The following is a 19540-nucleotide window of genomic DNA, read 5'->3' on the forward strand; positions in this document are numbered from 1 at the left end:
ATGGCCGATCCGCGCACCCGCGAAGATGTTCCCCTGATCGAGGCGCGAGGCATACTCACGCAGTTCGGGCCGAACGTCATTCACGAAAATCTGGACTTCGAAGTCCGTCGCGGCGAGATCGTCGGCCTTGTCGGCGGGTCGGGCAGCGGCAAGTCGGTTTTGATGAATACGCTGCTGGGCCTGAAGCAGCCGGAAGGCGGTACGATCCGGTATTTCGGGAAGAGCCGGTCGGACCTTTCCGCAGATGAGGAAATGCGGCTGAAGAATGAAATCGGCGTTCTGTTTCAGGGCGGTGCGCTTTTTTCTTCATTGACTGTACGCGAAAACATCATGGTGCCGCTGATCGAACATCTCGACATGCCCAAGGAGCTGATGCGCGAACTGGCCGACATGAAAATCCATATGGTCGGTCTGCCGACGGAATTGGCTGTGCTGCACCCCTCAGATCTCTCAGGCGGCATGAAGAAGCGGGCCGGGCTGGCCCGTTCGCTCGCCCTCGATCCGCAAATTCTGTTTCTGGACGAGCCTACGGCCGGGCTGGACCCGATCGGCGCGCATGCGTTTGATACGCTGATCCTGTCCTTGCGCGATGCGCTCGACCTGACCGTTCTGATGATCACGCATGATCTGGACAGTCTTTACGCGATTTGCGACCGTGTTGCCGTGCTGGTCGACAAGCGGATCGGAGTCTATGACGACCTGGGGGTTGTTGCCCAATTCGATCATCCCTGGGTTCAGGAATATTTCAGTGGCCCGCGATCACGCGCCGCGATGGCAACGCCGGCAAAGAAGAAAAGAGCCAAAGCCGTGGACGCGTTGGTCCAGGGTCAGGCGACAAGGCGATAGGGCATGGAAAACAAGGCTAATTACGCTCTGATCGGCATGTTCGTTCTGGTCGCCTTGGTGGCGACAGTCGGTTTCATCCTGTGGCTGACGGGCTCGACCTTCGACCAATCGTTCGAAGAATATGAAGTGTCCTTCCAGGGGCCAGTGCGGGGCCTGTCGCCGGGGTCCGAAGTGCGGTTCAACGGAATCGGCGTTGGTGAGGTCACGGGGATCCGGCTCGACCGGGAGGATCCGAATACGGTTCTGGCAGACATTCGCGTCGACGCGAACACGCCGGTCGATACGAAAAGCGTTGCCAAACTTGAACCGCTGGGTCTGACAGGGTTGAATTATCTGCAGATTTTCTCAGGCGGTGAGGAGTATCCGCTGATCCGCGACCTGCCTGGACGCGGACCCAAGCGTATCGAGGGGCAGGCCGATGCGCTGTCGGATATTCTCGAAGGCGGTGGGACGGTCGTCGAACAGGCGCAGCAAGCCATGCAGCAGATCAACAAGTTGCTAAGCGACGACGCCATCGATGACGTTCAGGGCATTCTCAGCAATGTGAACCGGATCACAGCCGAACTGGACGTGTCCGATTTCGACATGGACAATGTCAACAGCCTGGTCGGGGAATTCCGCTACACGGTACGCCGGATTGGCGTGCTGGCCGAAGAGGCGCGGGTCACGCTCAGCAAGGCGAACGGGGTCATCGATGAGGACATTCCGTCCTTCTTTGACCGTTTGCAAACGACTCTGGGTCAGGTTGATCGGACGCTCGGCGCCTTCGAGACGACATCCGGCAATGCGGACGAATTGATCATTGACACGCGCGACGCCGTGAACCGGTTGTCAAATTCCGGCCTCACCGATCTGGAAGAAACCGTCGATGCCATAAGGCGTCTCGTCCTGTCGCTTGGCCGTGTGGCCGATGCGCTGGAACAGAGCCCGCTCGAATTCATCTCCGGTACCGAGTCCGATACTGTGGAGCTGCCGCAATGATCCGTCCTTTCCTCCTGGCCATTGCCACGTCCGCGCTCGCGGGCTGCTCAATTATTCCGGATCCGGCCCCGGCCGACATCATCTATCGTCTGTCGCTGAGCGGGGAGAGCGTTCCGGCATCACCCAACGCCACAGTGATTCGCGTGGACCGTCCATCCGCCACGAGCGTGTTTAATACGCGGTCCATCGTCGTCTCGCCGGACGGGCGTCGCCTGTCTACGGCGGCGCAGGCGCAATGGCCCGAAGGTACGCCGAGCATGTTGCAGGAAGCCCTGATCGACGCCTTGTCCCGCAATCCGGATCTGATCGGCGTTCTGCCTCAGTCTGGAACCCGGACCGATACGCGGGTCCATCTGACGATCAAGAATTTCGAAGCGCAGTTCGACCGTGGCGAAACGGCTGCGCCTCTGGCCGTCGTGCGGTACACTGCTACGCTCGCCAATGCGGCTGACCGTCGTTTGCTTGATACGTTTGTGACCCGTCATGAAGTCCGCGCCGACGCGTCGCGTGTATCCGCGATCGTCATGGCGATCGAAAAGGCCAATGACGCCGCGATGAAGGATATTGTCGACTGGATCGCGCGCGCAGACCAAGCGGGAATGATCGAAGGGCAGGGCGCGCTCGCGACCGCCTCTGGCTAAGGACACGGCCTGAACAGGGGTCAGTTTTTCTTCCGGGCCCTGCGAATCCAGACCATGATGAGCGCGATCCCGATCATCAGGCCGCCCAGTGGCAGAATGATCATCTCGATCCTGTCGCCAAACAGCTCGCCCAGCCCGTGGCAGAGGGCGAAGATCACCGTGCAGTAAAGCAGCGCCGTCGCGAAAATGACGATACAGAAGCGCAGATAGCTGACCTTGAAGTAACCGCAGGCGACATAGACAGGGATTCGTGCCAGCGGGACGAAACGGGCCGTCATCAGGGTCATAATCAGGTTGCGGCGGACTTTGCCACGAAATTCCATCACATGTTCGCGTTCAGCATAGGCGCGCGCACGCGACGACGTGTGTGCAGCGCGACCAATCCAGTATTTCCAGATATCGGACAGGAACAGTCCGGTCAGAATGATACCGAAAATATAGGGAAAATGGTTTGGGTCGGCGGCCGAAAGTGTCGCAGCCGCAATGACGGCGGCGTCCTCCTGTACGAACGGACCCAGAAAGATACCGACATAGAGAATCCAGCTTGGGTCCATCATGGCATGCCTATGCCAAGTCCGGCTGGGGCCTGTCTCGACCTAATTCGTGTCGAAATGGCCAAAATGTGAGGATTTACAGCTGAAATTAGGTCAGGCTTGATTGTTGAAACGTCAGACAGCGCGTGGCATAGCGCCGCGAACTTCTAACAGAGCCCGTTCGAGATACCCCCGGCGGTTCACCGGACGCGCTCCCAATGCCTTGTGCAAGCCTGTAACTGGATAAGATGACGATGGACATCAAGGAACTCGAAGCGGACGGACTGACCAAGAAATATCAGGTCACCGTCACAAAAGAAGCGCTGGAAGAAAAGCTGGACGCCAAAATCAAGGAGATGCAGCCGCAAGTCTCCCTGAAAGGCTTCCGTCCCGGCAAGGTTCCGGCATCGCATATCCGCAAGATGTTCGGGCAGAGCATCATGAAAGATGTGGTCGAAGAGGTTCTGAACGAAACCAGCCAGCAGGCGATCAACGACAATAAGCTGCGTCCTGCCGGTCAGCCGCAGATCGATCTGCGCGCCAACGGCGAAGACGTCACCAACGGCAAGGCCGACCTCGAATATAATATGACGGTCGAGAGCATTCCCGAATTCGAGGCCGTCGATCCTGCGACGCTGAAGTTCACGCGTCTTGTGACCGAGCTGGATGACGCCATCGTCGATGAGCGACTGGCGGAACTGGCCAAGGGGCAGAAAACCTACAAGAAGAAAGCCAAGACGGCCAAAGCCAAAACGGGCGATGCGGTTCTGATCGATTTCGTCGGCTCGATCGACGGCGAGGAGTTCGAAGGCGGCGCGATGGAAGGTCATCAACTCGTACTCGGCTCCGGCACATTCATCCCCGGCTTCGAAGACGAGCTGGTCGGTGTGAAAGCGGGTGATGAAAAGGATGTCGTCGTGACGTTCCCCGATGACTATCAGGCCGCCGATCTTGCCGGCAAAGAAGCCGTGTTCAAGACGGTCGTGCATGAAGTGCAAGGCGAGAAAGACGCCGTGATAGACGACGAGCTGGCCAAGAAGTTCGGCATGGAAGACCTCGACGCGCTGAAAGCGGCGATCAAGGAGCAGCTTGAAGCCGAACTGGACGGCCAGAGCCGCATGAAGCTCAAACGCGCCATTCTGGACGAGCTGGACGGCAAGCATGATTTCGAGCTGCCGAAAGGCATGGTCGAGACCGAGTTCACCAATATCTGGAATCAGGTGAAGGCCGAGAAGGAAGCCGGTCAACTGGACGAGGACGATGCCGCCAAGTCCGATGAAGAGCTGGAAGCCGATTATCGCAAGATTGCGGAACGCCGTGTGCGTCTGGGTCTGGTTCTGGCCGAGATGGGCCAGAAAGAAAATATCGATATTTCGAATGACGAACTGCAGAATGCGCTGGTCGCCGAAGCCCGCCGCTATCCCGGTCAAGAACAGCAAGTGATCGAGTTCTATCAGAAGAACCCGCAGGCACTCGCGCAATTGCGTGCTCCGATCTATGAGGAAAAGGTCGTGGACCTGATCACGGACAAAGCGACCGTGAAAGAGAAGAAGGTCGATCGCGACACTTTGTTCGAAGATGATCCGATGATCTAGACGGTCATGTCACGACAGGATTTCAAAAGCCGTCCTTCGGGGCGGCTTTTTCTTTACCCTGTGTCAGAACTGATTCTGTGCGTTCACCCTTTGCGAACACTTGCGCGCGAGACGGGGCATCGCAATATAGGCTGAAACCGGTGTCGGCGTCCTGTCGGCATACTCTGACTGAAAGTTCCCTTCGAATGTATGATCCGATCGAAAAATTGAATTCTGTCACCAACTATCTGATCCCGACCGTTGTCGAGCAATCGTCACGCGGAGAGCGCGCGTTCGATATCTATTCGCGTTTGTTGCGCGACCGCATCATCTTTCTGACCGGCCCGGTCGAAGACAATATGTCGGCGTCCATCTGTGCGCAGCTGCTTTTCCTGGAATCCGAGAATCCCAAGAAAGAGATCAGCATGTATATCAACTCGCCCGGCGGCGTGGTCACGGCCGGCATGGCGATCTACGACACGATGCAATATATTCGCTGCCCTGTCAGCACGGTCTGTATCGGTCAGGCTGCGTCGATGGGCTCGCTTCTTCTGGCAGCCGGTGATCCGGACATGCGCGTCGCGTTGCCTAATGCCCGCATCATGGTGCACCAGCCATCGGGCGGGTTCCGGGGGCAGGCGTCCGATATCGAGCGCCACGCACAGGACATTCTCGCCATGAAAAAACGTCTGAACGAAATCTACGTCAAGCATACCGGCAAGAAATATGCGACGATCGAGAAAACGCTCGACCGCGATCACTTCATGACCGCCGAGGAAGCCAAGGACTTCGGACTGGTCGATCACGTCTACGTCAAACGCGGCGAAGACGCGTAGCGTCAAGAAAACATTCTCTGGATGTTGTTAGCGATGCGCCGGGCCGCAATGCGGTCCGGATGGGCTGACAGCCCGTTGCTGCGTCAAGGTCTGATCCCGTGTCTTCCGCGTAGTGGATCAAATTAGCGACTCGCTATGCTGCTATACGGTCCAGTTGACATTGCTGGGCATTTGTTCGCTCCCGATCGCGATCCACCTCGGCTGCGTTTAACCAAGATTGTCTTTCGACTGACTTGAACCGCAGATGAGACTTGCACATGTCCCGCTATCGGTGTCGAATGGAGATTCGAAAGGCGGTGTTTACATAATGCTGTCATATGACTGGTATGGTGGGTCATTGTCCGGCATCCAGATTGCAGGGGGTCCCGTCGGGTGCGAGCCGGCACGGGACAGATAAAGTATGAGCAAGAGTACGACGACAGAGAGCAAAAACACGCTGTACTGTTCCTTTTGCGGCAAAAGCCAGCACGAGGTTCGCAAGCTGATTGCAGGTCCCACCGTCTTCATCTGTGATGAATGTGTCGAACTCTGCATGGATATCATCAAGGAAGAGGGTAAATCTTCGCTGTCCAAAGGGCAGGAAGGCGTACCCACGCCCAAGGAAATCTGCGATATTCTCGATGATTATGTGATCGGGCAGGATTACGCCAAGCGTGTTCTCTCCGTCGCCGTGCACAACCATTATAAACGCCTGAACCATGCCGCGACCAATCCGGACGTGGAACTGGCCAAGTCCAACATTCTGCTGGTTGGTCCGACGGGCTGCGGCAAGACGCTGCTGGCGCAGACGCTGGCCCGTATCTTGGATGTGCCGTTCACCATGGCCGATGCCACGACCCTGACCGAAGCCGGTTATGTCGGCGAGGACGTGGAAAACATTATTCTGAAGCTGCTGCAGGCGTCTGACTATAATGTCGAGCGGGCGCAGCGCGGCATCGTCTATATCGACGAAGTCGACAAGATCAGCCGCAAATCGGACAATCCGTCGATTACGCGTGACGTATCCGGCGAGGGCGTTCAGCAGGCGCTGCTGAAGATCATGGAAGGCACGGTCGCAAGCGTTCCGCCTCAGGGGGGTCGGAAACATCCGCAGCAGGAATTCCTGCAAGTGGATACGACCAACATCCTGTTTGTGGTCGGCGGCGCCTTTGCGGGTTTGCACAAGGTCATCGCCAATCGCGGCGATCAGGCTTCGATCGGATTTGGCGGCAAGGTCCGCGAAGAAGATGAACGCGGCGTCGGCGATATTCTGCGCGGCGTTCAGCCCGAAGATCTGCAGAAATTCGGCCTGATTCCTGAATTTATCGGACGACTGCCCGTGATTGCGACACTGACCGACCTGGACGAGGAAGCGCTGGTCACGATCCTGACCGAGCCGCGCAACGCCCTAGTCAAACAGTATGAAACCCTGTTCGGCATGGAAGAGGTGAAACTGACCTTCACGGATGATGCGCTCAAGGCGATCGCGAAGAAAGCGCTGGCCCGCAAGACCGGCGCCCGCGGTCTGCGGTCCATAATGGAAGGCATCCTCCTGGACTCCATGTATGACCTGCCGTCATATGAAGGGGTCGGAGAAGTCGTGATCAATGCCGATGTCGTCTCGGGCGAAAATGACGCCACGCCGCTTCTGATCTATGATGAAACGCAGACCGAAAAAGCGGGCTGAGGCCGAAAGCATATAAAAAATGAAGTCGCCCTCGGGCGGCTTTTTTTGTGGATCCTGTTAGGGGGCATTCCGCTATCGGAGCGGACCGCGACGGATCAGGCATAGATGGCTGAAATGTCATATTGTCTGCCCTGTCTTTGCCATATTTGCCGGGCTTTGTTATGAGGTAACGAAAAGGGGCTAAAATGGCGGGTGTAATGGACTGGATGCGGGCAGTGTCGCGCGATCCCCGTCATTATCAGATCGCCATTCTGTCATCCCTGATCCTTGTCGGATTGTTCGTCTATAGTTTCAGGCTGCCCTGGTGGCATGTCCTCGCCTGTGTCGGTTCCACATTGGGCACACAGGCGCTGGCAGACAGGTTCATCGCCAAGCGCTCGTTCGATCCACGCAGTCCGCTTATTTCGGCGCTCTCGCTGACGCTCCTGCTCCGAACAGGCAGCATCACCCTGTCGATTCTGGCAGGTGTGCTGGCGGTCGGGTCGAAATATGTTCTGCGCTGGCGGGGCAAACACGTCTTCAACCCGGCCAACTTCGGACTGGTGATCGTCAGCCTGATTTTCACCTCCGCCTGGATTTCACCCGGGCAGTGGGGCGCCGCACCTGTGCTGGCCTTGTTCCTGCTAGGTCTGGGCGGCATTGTGACAGGCAAGGCGAAGCGCTGGGACGTCAGTCTGGCGCTGCTCGGCAGTTACGCGGCCTTATTGCTGGGGCGGGCGCTATGGCTGGGCGATCCGGTCGCCATACCTTTGCATCAACTGCAGAGCGGAGCCTTGCTCATCTTCGCTTTTTTTATGATCAGCGATCCGAAGACGACGCCGGATGCGCGGACCGGTCGACTGATCTTTGCGGCGCTGGTGGCCAGCGTTGGATTTGCGATCCAGTTCGGCCTTCATAATAGTGCCGGGATCATTCTGGCGCTTATTCTCTGTGCCCCAACCGTTCCGCTTATCGATCATCTTGTCGGGGGCGAGCGCTATGCCTGGCCCCGTTTTATCCGTCCGACCCAAGGAGATACCTATGTCCTCACGCCTGCTGAGTAGCGTTATCGCGCTGAGTGCTACCGCCGTCGCCACACAGGCCTCGGCCTTTTGCGGCTTTTATGTCGCCAAGGCCGATACGGATCTGTTTAACCAGAGCAGCAAGGTCGCCATGATGCGGGACGGGGAGCGCACCGTCATTACCATGGCCAATGACTATCAGGGTGAGCCCGAAGAATTCGCCATGGTCATTCCGGTCCCCACCGTCATTACCAAGGATCAGGTTCACATCAGCGATCCGGCGCTCCTGACGCATCTGGACGCCTACACGGCGCCGCGACTGGTCGAATATTTCGATGACAATCCATGCGACTCACATCGCTACCGCTTGTTTGACGCCGTCCCGGCACCGGTCGCGATGGAGTCCGAGACTGTGACATTGCAGAAACGCGCTGAGGCGTTGGGCGTGACCATCGAAGACGAATTCACAGTCGGCGAATATGACATTCTGATCCTGTCGGCCGAGGAAAGCGACGGGCTGCAGACGTGGCTGGAGGAAGAGGGCTACCGCGTACCCGCCAAGGCGCGCCGGACGCTGGGTAGCTATATCAAGCAAGACATGAAATTCTTCGTTGCCAAGGTCAATCTGGAAGCGCGCGCGGAGAACGGGTCTGAATATCTGCGACCCATTGCGGTGGCCTTCGAGACACCGAAATTCATGCTGCCGATCCGGCTGGGAACGGTCAACGCCAAGGATGATCAGGACCTGTTCGTCTATATGCTGACACGGTCCGGTCAGGTTGAGACGACCAATTACCGGACGCAGAAAATCCCGACGGGGCAGGAGATTCCGCCCTATGTGAAGGATGAATTTGGCGACTTCTACAAGGCCATGTTCGCCACCGCCGCGGACCGTGACGGCGGGCACGGTGTATTCATGGAATATGCTTGGGACATGAACTGGTGCGATCCCTGCGCCGCAGACCCGCTATCGAATGAACAGTTGCAGGAACTGGGTGTCTTCTGGCTGGATAGCCCGACTGACGGCCCCGCCATTCAGCCTCGGCGCGGTCGCCCGATTCAGCAGGCCAAGGATGTCTATGTGACACGCCTGCACGTGCGCTACGACGCCAAGAGCTTTCCCGAGGATCTGAAGTTCAAGACGACGGGCAATCGCGACAACTTCCAGGGACGCTATGTGCTGCGCCACGCCTATGATGGCGAGATGACGTGCGAAGCGGCATCCGAATACAAGACAGACGTCAATGAACGACGCCAAACGGAAATCAAGACGCTAGCCAATCTGACGGGTTGGAAGCGCGACGATATTCGCGAGCGTGTCGAGGCCGATACGGGGTTCTTCGATGTTTCGAAAACCGCTCCAAACCACAAATGGTGGTCGCGCATATGGTCGCAGGACTAGTCGGAACTATAGAATGGCGAGTTGTTCGTTCGTGATTGTATATTAACCACGATTATCTAAAGGATTTTAACAGCTGTTTGCTAGCTAAGGTCCTATGGGACAGGGCGCTGACAACAGGTTTTTCCGCGAAACGCGCGGCAATATGTCGATCACGACGGCGCTGGTTGGCTTGATGCTCGCGACGGCCACGGGAGCCGCTTTCGACACCGGACGCCAGGTTACGACATCTCAGAAACTGCAATCCATTTCGGACGCCGCTGCGCTGGCGGCTATGTCTGAGCCGGGAATGAGTGACCGTGAACGCAAGGCGATGGCGCTTCGGTCTGTCAATGACTTCGCAAAACGAAGCGGTGCCAAATATGCGGATCTTCAGGCCGATGCACAGGTGCGTGCGGGCGGCGAGCAGGTCTATGTCTCTGTCGCAACGGAAGTCCCGATGTTGTTTGGCGGGTTGATGGGGAGCGATACACGGCGCGTGTCTACGGAATCCATAGCTGCGGAATTCACGGGGGGGAGTTTGTCCCCTCTCTCCATGTCCTTTGTTCTTGATCTGTCCTCATCGATGCAGGGCAATCTAGGCGGAAGCAGCAAGGTCGACATGACGCGCAGCGCAATTGCCGATCTGATCGCTTCGATCGAAGCGGATTTCGGCGGCAAGGCAGCATCGCAGTCGCGGTTCAGTTCAGCTCTCTACCCCTTCAACTGGGGTATGGTCGACACCGAAACCGTCGCTCTCGAACCGGGCGGTCAGACGGTGCTTGATCGATTATCCTACGTGTCATTGTCTGATGGCAGTGTTCCAACGACTGCAATGGAACGCGCCGTCAAAGAACAGATGGACGACGCCAAATCCGTATCCGGCAGAGATCGTTTCATTATCTACATCACGGATGGCAAAGTCGACGAAGACAAGGATGACAGGCTGAATCGCTATCTGCGCGAGGACGATATCTTCGAAGCGGGCCGGAACAAGAATTGTGAAAAGCTGGCCAAGACGCTCGCACGACTGGATCGTCAGCTGGAACCCCATCTCGTTGAAGTCAGCGCGAATGCGAGCGCGCTGTCAGTGAACGTTGCCGGTCTTGTGAATGTCAATCTCGGGGATGAGGCCGGCGGTAATGATGCGAATTCCACGGGTATGCATTCCGGGCATGGCCATAATAACGGCACGTTGAAGAAAATGGCCAAGCGGCTTGAGGCCCGCCGCGACTATGTCGAGCAGTGTCGACCCGTTCAGCCCGTGCGTGTCGCAGAAGCCTGCGAAAAGGCGCGCGAGGAGGACATCTCAATCGTTGCCGTCAACCTTTCCGGTGAAGATGGCATCGCGTCGAACACGATCGATATGTGCGTGAACGGCCTTTCCAACAATAATGGCAAAGTAAAAAAGGGTGCTAAGACAACACCCGATCGTCCGGACTCCGGGACGAAAACGAAAACGCTGCCATCAGGACTGACCGTGCGGATTTCCAGCGACGAAACATCCTATTCTGCGGATGTTCGCAACCTCAAGGAGTTGCGGGAGATGCTGAATTCCGTTTTGCCGGAAGCCAGTTCGAAACGGACGGTGCGCCTCGTCCGCTAAGGCGCGATGACGGCGCAGGCAATGCGCGATCCAGCGGCCCCTGTCGGTTGCGACACATAATCATCCGCGTCGGCGTGAATGATGAAAGCCGTGCCATTGGCGTCGAACAGGGGGGCCATCCCCTCACGCGGGGACAGGCTCACACGCTCATTCTCAATCACTGTCTGCACCACACCCGATTGCGGCGCTTCGACATTGGGCATGTCACCCGCATGCGGATTGGGCGCATCCGCATCGAAGCCATGATTATTTCCCATCGGGTTGTAATGACCGCCAGCACTTGTGAAATCCGGGCCGTCACAGCGTCCGGTCTCATGGAAATGAACGGCATGCGCCCCCGCCGTAATCGCCGTCACGTCCAGCGTTACGGTGACACCGCCTGCGGACTGGTCTGACACGGTCACGGTCCCGATTTCCGCGCCGGATGTATTCATGACGGGAAAACTCTGGCTCATCATGACGACGGTATCTGCATCGGTGTCGGTCATCATCTCGGTTGCCACGTCCAGCGTATTGTCGGCATCCGGACGATCGATTTCGGCCTCAGGGGATCCACAGGCTGTGAGCATGGCCGCGCTTGTCAGAAGTAGAACTTTCTTGAGCATCATCACGTCTCCAAGGGTGGAATTTCCAGTCATTCTAGGTTTTCCAACGTCACTGACAAGCAAATGTTCCTATGGTGTGACGGTTTGTGAAACCGGCCTTCGGATGATAGAAATCGTTCTGTTGAAACACTCGAATCGCAGGACCGTTTTTGGTCATGATTGGTGTGTCTGCGATAAGGATGTCATGTGAGCGACGATACGGACGAACCGGCTGAAAATTCGCCCGCCCGCGAAGATGGCGTCTCCCCGATCACTATCGAAGAGGAGATGAAACGCTCCTATCTCGACTATGCGATGAGCGTGATCGTCAGCCGGGCCATTCCGGATGTGCGCGACGGTCTGAAACCCGTTCATCGACGTATCCTTTATTCGATGCACGAGAACGGCTTCACGCGCGACAAACCCTATAAGAAATCGGCCCGGGTCGTCGGTGATGTGATCGGTAAATATCACCCGCATGGCGACAGTGCCGTCTATGACGCGCTGGTCCGCATGGCGCAGGATTTTTCCATGCGCCTGCCACTGCTCGACGGGCAGGGTAATTTCGGCTCGGTCGATGGCGATCCGCCTGCTGCGATGCGCTATACCGAAGTCCGCATGGATAATCCGGCAGCGCAGCTCCTCGCGGACATCGAAAAGAATACCGTCAATTTTCAAGACAATTACGATGCGTCCGAATCCGAGCCTGTGGTTCTGCCGGCCCGGTTTCCAAATATTCTGGTCAATGGCGCTGGCGGTATTGCCGTCGGTATGGCGACCAATATCGCGCCGCATAATCTCGGGGAAGTCTGCGACGCCGCCATGGCGCTGCTCGATAATGGCGCGCTGAGCGACAGCGAATTGCTGGACATCATTCCGGGGCCTGACTTCCCGACCGGCGGCCAGATCATGGGTCGCAGCGGGGCCAAGCAGGGCGTGCTGACAGGGCGCGGAACCGTGACCGTGCGGGCCAAGACCGAGGTCGAGGAGATCCGCAAGGATCGCTATGCGATCATCGTCTCGGAGATCCCGTTCCAGGTGAACAAGGCTTCCATGATCACCAAGATTGCCGCGCTGGTGAATGAAAAGCGGATCGAAGGTATTTCCGCCGTGCGCGACGAGTCCGACCGTGTCGGCATGCGGGTCGTCATCGAGTTGAAACGCGACGCCGTCGCCGATGTCGTTCTCAATCAGCTCTATCGCTATACCCCGCTACAGCAGAATTTCAGTTCCAACATGCTGGCGCTGAACGGGGGCAAGCCGGAACAGATGAATGTCCGTCAGATGCTGGAAGCCTTTCTCAGCTTCCGCGAAGACGTCATTGCCCGCCGCACCAAGTTCGATCTCGCCAAGGCGCGGGACCGGGCTCACATATTGGTGGGCCTGGCAACCGCAGTTGCGAATATTGACGAAATTATCCGCCTGATCCGCACCAGCCCCAATCCTGCCGCGGCCCGCGAAGCGCTGACGGCGCGAAACTGGCCAGCTGAAAGTATGGGTGCATTAATCCGGCTGATCGCCGATCCGCGCTCCCGCCTGCAGGATGACGGCACGATCAAGCTGACGGAAGAACAGGCCCGCGCCATTCTCGATCTGCGTCTGCAGAAGCTGACGGCGCTTGGCATGGAGGAAATCACGGACGAAGCGGAAAAGCTGGCAGCGAAAATCACCGACCTACTGGAAATTTTACGCTCGCGTGACCGCGTCCAGACGATCATTCGCGACGAGCTGACAGAGGTCCGCGAGACTTTCGCGACACCGCGGCGCAGCGTGTTCATGGATGGTGGCTTCGACTTTGACGATGAAGACCTCATCGCGGTTGAGGACATGGTCGTAACTGTGACGAATAATGGCTACGTCAAGCGCACACCGCTGGATACGTACCGCTCGCAGCATCGTGGCGGTAAAGGTCGTTCGGGTATGCAGACCAAGGACGAGGATTTCGTCACGACGGTCTTTGTCGCGACCACCCATACGCCGATCCTGCTCTTTTCATCCAGCGGCATGGCTTACAAGCTCAAGGTGTGGAAGCTGCCGCAAGGTGGGGCTGCGACCCGTGGGCGAAGTTTTAATCAGCTCCTGCCTCTGGACAGAAATGGCGGCGACGGCGACGAGAAGATCACCTCGATCATGGCGCTGCCGGAGAATGAGGACGATTGGGCCGGGCTGGATATCATGTTCGCCGCACGGTCCGGCGGCGTGCGTCGCAACAGTCTGGCGGACTTCACGCGAGTCAACCGTAACGGCAAGATCGCGATGAAACCGGATGAAGGCGACGGGATCGTCGACGTCCGGGTTGTCAGCGAAGATGATGACATCATGCTGACCACGGCAGAAGGCAAGGCGATCCGGTTCCGCGTCACAGATGTACGGCGTTTCAACAGCCGGTCATCGACCGGTGTTCGCGGGATCAAGCTGTCCGGCGACGATCATGTGATCAGCATGGCCGTTCTGCGTCATGTCGATCTCACCATCGAAGAACGAAACGCCTATCTCAAGCGCTCGGCCATAGAGAGGCGGGCGCTGGGCGACGACGTTGAAGACGGGGTCGATGACGATGAGGGTGAAGTCGAAGCCAGCCTGTCGGATGAGCGCTACGGTGCGCTCAGCGCGGCGGAGCAGTTCGTCCTGACCCTGGCCGATGACGGGCTGGGTAAACGGACATCCTGTTACCGCTACAAGGTTCAAGGGCGTGGGGGCGGCGGCCTCAAGGCGCAGAATCTGGACCGGGGCAGCAAGGCCGCTGACGCAAAACTGGTCCGCAGTTTCGTCGTCGAGGATAATGATCAGATCATGCTGGTTACGGATGGCGGGCAGCTGCTGCGGACCGGCGTCAGCAACATTTCGATCGTATCGCGCAGCTCCAAGGGTGTCTGGGTTATCCGGACGCGCGAAGACGAACATGTCGTCAGTGTCGAGCGGATTGCCGATACGGATGATGAGGATGCTGACGCAGCCGACTCGCCTGACACCTCAACCGAGATCGACCGTCCTGACGATGGTTCAGACACGGGGTGATCGAAGGAGGTGGACTTATGCGGGCACTGTTGATTGGCGCTGTTGCGGCCTTGGCCCTTGCGGGTTGCGCGACGACATCCACGCCGCAATCGTCGGCGATGACGGTTGATGATAAAGGGTTTGCCAAGCTTCAGACGGGATCGGTTTATCACGTCGGAACAGGTCTGTTTTGCCCTGACAGTTACGGTGATCTGCCGCTAATTCGCACGATGGAGTATCAGAAGGCTGTCGATGCGAGCTGCAATTACGAGGATGAATCCTCACGTGTGACGGTTTACGCCTACGCATCTGGCGGGCCGCTTCAGGACGAACTTGAGCGGAGCGTCGCTGCCGTACTCGAGGCGTCAGAGGATAACGAGCTTACTTTGTCCCAAACGCTCAGTGAGAAATGTCGGGATTTCGGGTCAAGTTACAATCTCCAGTCTCAACTCTTATCAGGCCTTTCGAACATATTGAGCGATGGCGGCAACGAAATTCAGATCGATCCATCCGATGAGGGCGGACCTGTACCCTATTTTGTCACTGCCCTTCAGGGCGAGGGGCTCAATACATTCGTTGCCATCAGCCAGGCTGACAGATGGCGCATCAAGGTGCGCTATACAACTCTGGGAGTTTTCGATGCGGAGGCAGAGGCGCTTCAGTGCGCCTATCTGCACGATGTCGTCAGAACGACCGTCCTGTCACGCGGCAAGGCAGATGGCGCGATTGAAGAGGCGGATTTGCAATCCCTCGTGGACCGCCTCTCCGAGCCGAAAGACGAACGCTGACTAAGCGCGCCTGTTCGGTGGTGGGCAGGTCATGTCGAAGGTTTGCAGATTACGTTGCGCCTGTCCTTGCAGGTTGCGCAGGTGCTGAGCCATCGCATTCGTATCGTAGCTGATATTGATGCAGCCGAGTGTGCGCTTCGTATCGCCATCGATGACGGCAGCAAATCCGGTAATGCCCATCCATTCATTGTACTGCGTGGTGATGCCACGGTCGAAAACCTGATGCGCATTATAGTCGCCGTGCCCTGCGGAGATGTCGATGCTGACATATTCGATGCGCGGATCGCGGATCGTTTGCATGGCTTGCGACAGTCTGGGTTCGACAACCTTGCAGGGGGCACACCAGTCGGCCCGGAACATGACGACATAAATGTCGGGGACGGATGGGGTGTGAACCCGATATGTCTGGCCAGTGGCCGGTAGGGCTGATCCGACGCTCAGAAGAGCGCCCATCAGGCCTGTCAAAATGGCGATTCTCATGAGCCTGTCCTGAAAGTGGAATTATGGACCTTGCAATAATGCTGCCAGATGGTCTGCCATAGCGAAGGAGGGTGGGTCAAAACACAATGCCCGAGCGGTGAAACCGGTCGGGCATGAGAGTGTTTATGCGACATTGAACACGCTTATCTTGCGCGTGCCTATTCGACGAGCGGCGTATTATAATCAGCCGGGCATTCCGTTGCGGAACTGGTCGATGCCCGTGTCATGACCGCTTGGCCTTGCGCTGTCTGAGCCATCTGACGCAGAGCACGCGCCATTTCGGTCGGTGCGATCCTCGGCGTGACGCAGCCAATGACCGCTTTCGTATCGGCATCGACAATAGCGGCAAAACCCGGCAGCCCCACCCAGCGATTGAAGACCGGGACGAGGTTGCGATTAAAGGCGTCGTGGGCGCTGCGCTCCCACTTTGCCGCGGTCGTTGTATCGACGATTACTTCTTCGGCTTCGACGCCAGCGATCTTGATGGCTGCGCTCAGCGCGTCATCCAGCATTTTCGAGGCGGGTTCGCCGTCATTGCGGAAATTCACGACATAGACGTCGGGCGCGGCCATCGCAGGAAGCGCAATCATGGCCGACAGCAGGGCGGAAATGGCGAGGGCGGTTCTCAGTTTCATCATCTCATCCAATTGTTACAGGGGACCAAACCGGTCGATTTGTTCCGATCTGTGACAGATGAGAGTGAAGAAAATTGAAATGACGCGGTAAGCCGCGCTTAAGATTTAGGGTGGTTGCAACGGATGCAACCTTTAGCCAGCGTAACCTTTACCAAGCCAACCTATCGCGCGTCCAAGTTTGGATCCGTGCAGCCCCGTGCCGGCAGCAATACGCAGCTAATCAAAGACGCGATCGAAAATCGTATCGACATGTTTCAGATGATAGGCATCGTCGAACATGGAATCGATCTGATCTGCCGTCAGAAGTGCGCTGACCTCTGGATCCTGATGCAGCAGTTGCTGGAACGCCCCGTCACCGGCACCGCCTTCGTCGCGGAACATGTCCCAGACCTTCATCGCATTACGCTGTACCAGACGGTAGGCGCTTTCGCGCTGTTCGCCTGCTTGGGTCAGCGCCAGCAGGACGCGCTGACTGTTATGCAGACCCCCGAGCCGGTCCATATTGGCTTTCATCTTGTCGGGATAGACAACCAGATTTTCGATCACGCCTGCAAGGCGGTGCAGAGCGAAATCCAGATGGATGGTCGTATCCGGGGCGATGCCGCGCTCGACCGATGAATGGCTGATGTCACGCTCATGCCAGAGGGCGACATTTTCCATAGCGGGCATGACCGCCATCCGGACCAGTCGGGCTAGACCGGTCAGATTTTCCGTCAGAACTGGATTGCGCTTGTGCGGCATGGCGCTTGAGCCCTTCTGGCCTTTGGAGAAGAATTCCTCCGCTTCGAGCACTTCCGTACGCTGAAGATGTCTAATCTCGACCGCGATATTCTCGATCGAGGAGGCGATCACGCCCAGCGCGGCGAAATAGGCAGCGTGGCGATCGCGGGGAATTATCTGCGACGAGACAGGCTCGACCGACAGACCCATTTTCTCGGCCACATGCGCTTCGACGGCGGGGTCGATATTGGCAAAGGTCCCGATCGCGCCGGAGATGGCGCAAACGGCGATTTCGTCTCGCGCTTGTAGAAGCCGGTCGCGACCTCTGGAGAACTCAGCATAAAAACGGGCCAGCTTGATGCCGAAAGTGGTCGGCTCGGCATGGATGCCGTGGCTGCGGCCAATCGTGATCGTATGTCGATGTTCCAGAGCGCGGGACTTCAACGCTGCAAGAACCCGGTCCATCCCGACCAAAAGAAGATCGGTTGCTCTCGCCAGCTGTACCGAAAGCGTCGTGTCGAGAATGTCGGAGCTGGTAAAGCCTTGATGGACGAAACGAGCCTCTTCGCCGATAAATTCGGCCAGATGCGTCAGAAAAGCGATGACGTCATGTTTGACCTCGCGCTCGATGGCGTCGATCCTGGCGACATCGAATTCGGCTGCGCCGCCTTTTTCCCAGATGGTCTCTGCGGCTTGCTTCGGAATGACGCCCAGATCGGCCAAGGCGTCACAGCCATGCGCTTCGATTTCGAACCAGATTCGATACTTGCTGGCCTGAGACCAGATCGCAGACATTTCAGGGCGGGCATAACGGCTGATCATGCTCGCCTCTTAGCGATTGCGACGCGTGTGGGAAGGGGACGGTATCAACTCGCCGTGGAATTTCTCGCTTCGGCGTCAGCCCAGTCCTTGGGCAAAGTGCGCCGCACCATCATGAAGCTGATAACGGCCAGTATGAACGATCCGAAGACGGTCATCAGCGCGTAGCGTGTCGCTTCCAACTGGCTGACGGTGTCGCTTGCAAACACGTCGATCAGAAAGCCTGCAACTGTCGGACCGCCGCCAAGCGCGATCATGTTGAGGATGAAGAAGAACAAAGCCGTAGACATGGCCCGGATATGGACTGGCGCCAGAGTCTGCGCGATTGCAAAGCTTGGTCCCAGATACACACCCAGCAGAAACTGAAACGGGGCCAGCAGGACCAGATGCATATTGATGCTCGGAACCCACAGCGACAGGAGGCCGATCGGTAGTGCAATCAGAATCGAGAGTGCCGGGACCCAGCCATAGGCCGAGACGGACTTCTTGGCCTGCTTGTCGACAAAACGGGCACCGAGAAACGTTCCGCTGGCATAAAACAGACCGTTCATGACGCCGAGCCAGAGCAGAATTTCGCGCAGCCGCGCGCCAGTCATGTCCGGTTCGAGCAGACCGAGATATTTTGTCTGGAAGCCGGACAGCGCGTAGGCCGCAAAACTGGCAAAGGCGATCCCGAAAGACATCCACCACCAGGACGGAATACTCAGAAGCGTCTTCAGGGCCTGACTGAACGGAACTTTTGGTATGTCAGTGCTGGGTGCCGCTTCCATGGCGCCCCGCTTAGGTTCTCGGATTGTGAACATGACAATGACGGCCAGCAGAATGCCGCTCACGCCGAGGATGATGAAGATGCGTCGCCAGTCGACGGCAGACGGATCCGCACCCATCAAAGCGACGGTGATGAAATAGGCGCTCATGATGCCGAGCGGGATGCCGAGCGAATAGACGCCGAGTGCGCCCGCGCGTTCTTCTTTTCCGTAGAGGTCGGAGATGATGGAGTGGCTAGGCGGGCTGCCGCCAGCTTCGCCGACGCCGACGCCAATCCGGGCCAAGCCGATATGAAGAAAGTTCTGAGCCAGGCCTGTCAGGGCTGTAAATCCGCTCCACGTGGCGAGCGCGATGGCCAGAAGCCCTTTGCGGTTCACCCGATCCGCAATAAACGCGATTGGTATGCCCATGACGGTATAGAAAATCGCGAATGCGAGCCCTATCAGAAGCCCCATCTGCGTGTTGGTGAGTTCCAGATCGGCCTGAATCCAGGGAGCCAGAATGCCGACGATCTGGCGGTCGATGAAATTGAAACCGTAAACGAGTGTGAGCAGCAACAGCACATAGGTCCGGTAACGGCTGCGCGGCTGTCGGGGGGGCTGTGGATCGGTCATGCAGGTCCTTGAAATGGTCGGCCCTGCAAAAGCCAATTTCCGTTAAAGCGCAAGGGCTATCTTTATTGGCCCG

The 19540-nt window shown here is 57.5% G+C and carries 17 protein-coding genes; 11 read left to right on the forward strand and 6 right to left on the reverse strand.

All coding sequences use genetic code 11. The annotated features are described in order from the left end of the window. Genes AB6B39_RS08325 through AB6B39_RS08335 form a run of 3 tightly spaced genes read left to right on the forward strand, consistent with a single transcriptional unit; the run spans nt 1 to nt 2468 of the window. Nucleotides 1-846 (forward strand): ABC transporter ATP-binding protein, encoded by an 846-nt coding sequence (locus tag AB6B39_RS08325; RefSeq protein WP_371398502.1) that lies wholly within the window; start codon nt 1-3, stop codon nt 844-846. Between the two features lie 3 nt (nt 847-849). Further along, entirely contained in the window at nt 850-1827 is a 978-nt protein-coding gene (locus tag AB6B39_RS08330; protein ID WP_284369055.1) for an MlaD family protein, read from the forward strand. Next, complete coding sequence (locus tag AB6B39_RS08335) at nt 1824-2468, forward strand: ABC-type transport auxiliary lipoprotein family protein (RefSeq protein WP_284369054.1); 645 nt, start codon at nt 1824-1826, stop codon at nt 2466-2468. The genes AB6B39_RS08330 and AB6B39_RS08335 overlap by 4 nt, the downstream gene beginning before the upstream one ends. 20 nt (nt 2469-2488) lie before the next feature. On the opposite strand, the gene AB6B39_RS08340 is transcribed toward AB6B39_RS08335, so the two are convergent. After that, nucleotides 2489-3025: a DedA family protein gene (locus tag AB6B39_RS08340; protein ID WP_284369053.1), complete on the reverse strand. Its 537-nt coding sequence runs from the start codon at nt 3023-3025 to the stop codon at nt 2489-2491. A gap of 224 nt (nt 3026-3249) precedes the next feature. Here AB6B39_RS08340 and tig point away from each other — a divergent pair, with 224 nt between their 5' ends. From tig to AB6B39_RS08370, 6 genes are all read left to right on the forward strand, one after another. Continuing rightward, nucleotides 3250-4596 (forward strand): trigger factor, encoded by a 1347-nt coding sequence (tig, locus tag AB6B39_RS08345; protein ID WP_284369052.1) that lies wholly within the window; start codon nt 3250-3252, stop codon nt 4594-4596. Nucleotides 4597-4781: 185 nt separating this feature from the next. Next, nucleotides 4782-5411 carry an ATP-dependent Clp protease proteolytic subunit gene (locus AB6B39_RS08350; RefSeq protein ID WP_284369051.1) on the forward strand — a complete coding sequence of 210 codons (630 nt, stop codon included), beginning with the start codon at nt 4782-4784 and terminating at the stop codon, nt 5409-5411. A gap of 400 nt (nt 5412-5811) precedes the next feature. Continuing rightward, nucleotides 5812-7077: an ATP-dependent Clp protease ATP-binding subunit ClpX gene (gene clpX / locus AB6B39_RS08355; RefSeq protein ID WP_284369050.1), complete on the forward strand. Its 1266-nt coding sequence runs from the start codon at nt 5812-5814 to the stop codon at nt 7075-7077. A gap of 185 nt (nt 7078-7262) precedes the next feature. Beyond that, nucleotides 7263-8120 carry an RnfABCDGE type electron transport complex subunit D gene (locus tag AB6B39_RS08360; RefSeq protein WP_284369049.1) on the forward strand — a complete coding sequence of 286 codons (858 nt, stop codon included), beginning with the start codon at nt 7263-7265 and terminating at the stop codon, nt 8118-8120. After that, complete coding sequence (locus AB6B39_RS08365; protein ID WP_284369048.1) at nt 8098-9480, forward strand: DUF2330 domain-containing protein; 1383 nt, start codon at nt 8098-8100, stop codon at nt 9478-9480. The genes AB6B39_RS08360 and AB6B39_RS08365 overlap by 23 nt, the downstream gene beginning before the upstream one ends. Nucleotides 9481-9574: 94 nt before the next feature. Beyond that, the gene (locus tag AB6B39_RS08370) at nt 9575-11062 is read left to right on the forward strand and encodes a pilus assembly protein (RefSeq protein ID WP_284369047.1); all 1488 of its coding nucleotides are present in this window, start codon (nt 9575-9577) and stop codon (nt 11060-11062) included. Here AB6B39_RS08370 and AB6B39_RS08375 read toward each other — a convergent pair. Next, nucleotides 11059-11670, reverse strand: coding sequence for a superoxide dismutase family protein (locus AB6B39_RS08375; RefSeq protein WP_284369046.1), 612 nt, complete (start codon nt 11668-11670; stop codon nt 11059-11061). The genes AB6B39_RS08370 and AB6B39_RS08375 overlap by 4 nt on opposite strands. 264 nt (nt 11671-11934) lie before the next feature. On the opposite strand from AB6B39_RS08375, the gene gyrA reads away from it, so the two are divergent. After that, nucleotides 11935-14664 carry a DNA gyrase subunit A gene (gene gyrA, locus AB6B39_RS08380; protein ID WP_371398761.1) on the forward strand — a complete coding sequence of 910 codons (2730 nt, stop codon included), beginning with the start codon at nt 11935-11937 and terminating at the stop codon, nt 14662-14664. Between the two features lie 17 nt (nt 14665-14681). Further along, nucleotides 14682-15431 (forward strand): hypothetical protein, encoded by a 750-nt coding sequence (locus AB6B39_RS08385; protein ID WP_284369044.1) that lies wholly within the window; start codon nt 14682-14684, stop codon nt 15429-15431. Here the strand turns inward: AB6B39_RS08385 and AB6B39_RS08390 are convergent, their stop codons facing one another. From AB6B39_RS08390 to AB6B39_RS08405, 4 genes are all read right to left on the reverse strand, one after another. Next, nucleotides 15432-15911 (reverse strand): thioredoxin family protein, encoded by a 480-nt coding sequence (locus AB6B39_RS08390; protein ID WP_284369043.1) that lies wholly within the window; start codon nt 15909-15911, stop codon nt 15432-15434. A 158-nt stretch (nt 15912-16069) separates the two neighbouring features. Then, on the reverse strand, nt 16070-16549 hold the full coding sequence (locus tag AB6B39_RS08395; RefSeq protein WP_371398503.1) for a hypothetical protein: 480 nt from the start codon (nt 16547-16549) through the stop codon (nt 16070-16072). A 213-nt stretch (nt 16550-16762) separates the two neighbouring features. Further along, a complete protein-coding gene (purB, locus tag AB6B39_RS08400) occupies nt 16763-18088 on the reverse strand; it encodes an adenylosuccinate lyase (RefSeq protein WP_284369041.1) in 1326 nt (441 codons plus the stop codon). Between the two features lie 44 nt (nt 18089-18132). Next, the gene (locus tag AB6B39_RS08405; RefSeq protein WP_284369040.1) at nt 18133-19467 is read right to left on the reverse strand and encodes a spinster family MFS transporter; all 1335 of its coding nucleotides are present in this window, start codon (nt 19465-19467) and stop codon (nt 18133-18135) included. Between the last annotated feature and the right edge of the window lie 73 nt (nt 19468-19540).

Source organism: Algimonas porphyrae (genome assembly GCF_041429795.1).
GTDB classification, from domain to species: Bacteria; Pseudomonadota; Alphaproteobacteria; order Caulobacterales; family Maricaulaceae; genus Litorimonas; species Litorimonas porphyrae.

What these genes read in the sequence shown, in the direction of transcription:
- AB6B39_RS08405 (WP_284369040.1), bottom strand. Translation starts at nt 19,467, where the DNA reads ATGACCGATCCACAGCCCCCCCGACAGCCGCGCAGCCGTTACCGGACC.
- AB6B39_RS08335 (WP_284369054.1), top strand. Translation starts at nt 1,824, where the DNA reads ATGATCCGTCCTTTCCTCCTGGCCATTGCCACGTCCGCGCTCGCGGGC.
- AB6B39_RS08370 (WP_284369047.1), top strand. Translation starts at nt 9,575, where the DNA reads ATGGGACAGGGCGCTGACAACAGGTTTTTCCGCGAAACGCGCGGCAAT.
- AB6B39_RS08325 (WP_371398502.1), top strand. Translation starts at nt 1, where the DNA reads ATGGCCGATCCGCGCACCCGCGAAGATGTTCCCCTGATCGAGGCGCGA.
- AB6B39_RS08365 (WP_284369048.1), top strand. Translation starts at nt 8,098, where the DNA reads ATGTCCTCACGCCTGCTGAGTAGCGTTATCGCGCTGAGTGCTACCGCC.
- AB6B39_RS08385 (WP_284369044.1), top strand. Translation starts at nt 14,682, where the DNA reads ATGCGGGCACTGTTGATTGGCGCTGTTGCGGCCTTGGCCCTTGCGGGT.
- AB6B39_RS08395 (WP_371398503.1), bottom strand. Translation starts at nt 16,549, where the DNA reads ATGATGAAACTGAGAACCGCCCTCGCCATTTCCGCCCTGCTGTCGGCC.
- purB (WP_284369041.1), bottom strand. Translation starts at nt 18,088, where the DNA reads ATGATCAGCCGTTATGCCCGCCCTGAAATGTCTGCGATCTGGTCTCAG.
- AB6B39_RS08390 (WP_284369043.1), bottom strand. Translation starts at nt 15,911, where the DNA reads ATGAGAATCGCCATTTTGACAGGCCTGATGGGCGCTCTTCTGAGCGTC.
- tig (WP_284369052.1), top strand. Translation starts at nt 3,250, where the DNA reads ATGACGATGGACATCAAGGAACTCGAAGCGGACGGACTGACCAAGAAA.
- AB6B39_RS08375 (WP_284369046.1), bottom strand. Translation starts at nt 11,670, where the DNA reads ATGATGCTCAAGAAAGTTCTACTTCTGACAAGCGCGGCCATGCTCACA.
- AB6B39_RS08330 (WP_284369055.1), top strand. Translation starts at nt 850, where the DNA reads ATGGAAAACAAGGCTAATTACGCTCTGATCGGCATGTTCGTTCTGGTC.
- AB6B39_RS08340 (WP_284369053.1), bottom strand. Translation starts at nt 3,025, where the DNA reads ATGATGGACCCAAGCTGGATTCTCTATGTCGGTATCTTTCTGGGTCCG.
- clpX (WP_284369050.1), top strand. Translation starts at nt 5,812, where the DNA reads ATGAGCAAGAGTACGACGACAGAGAGCAAAAACACGCTGTACTGTTCC.
- gyrA (WP_371398761.1), top strand. Translation starts at nt 11,935, where the DNA reads ATGAAACGCTCCTATCTCGACTATGCGATGAGCGTGATCGTCAGCCGG.
- AB6B39_RS08350 (WP_284369051.1), top strand. Translation starts at nt 4,782, where the DNA reads ATGTATGATCCGATCGAAAAATTGAATTCTGTCACCAACTATCTGATC.
- AB6B39_RS08360 (WP_284369049.1), top strand. Translation starts at nt 7,263, where the DNA reads ATGGCGGGTGTAATGGACTGGATGCGGGCAGTGTCGCGCGATCCCCGT.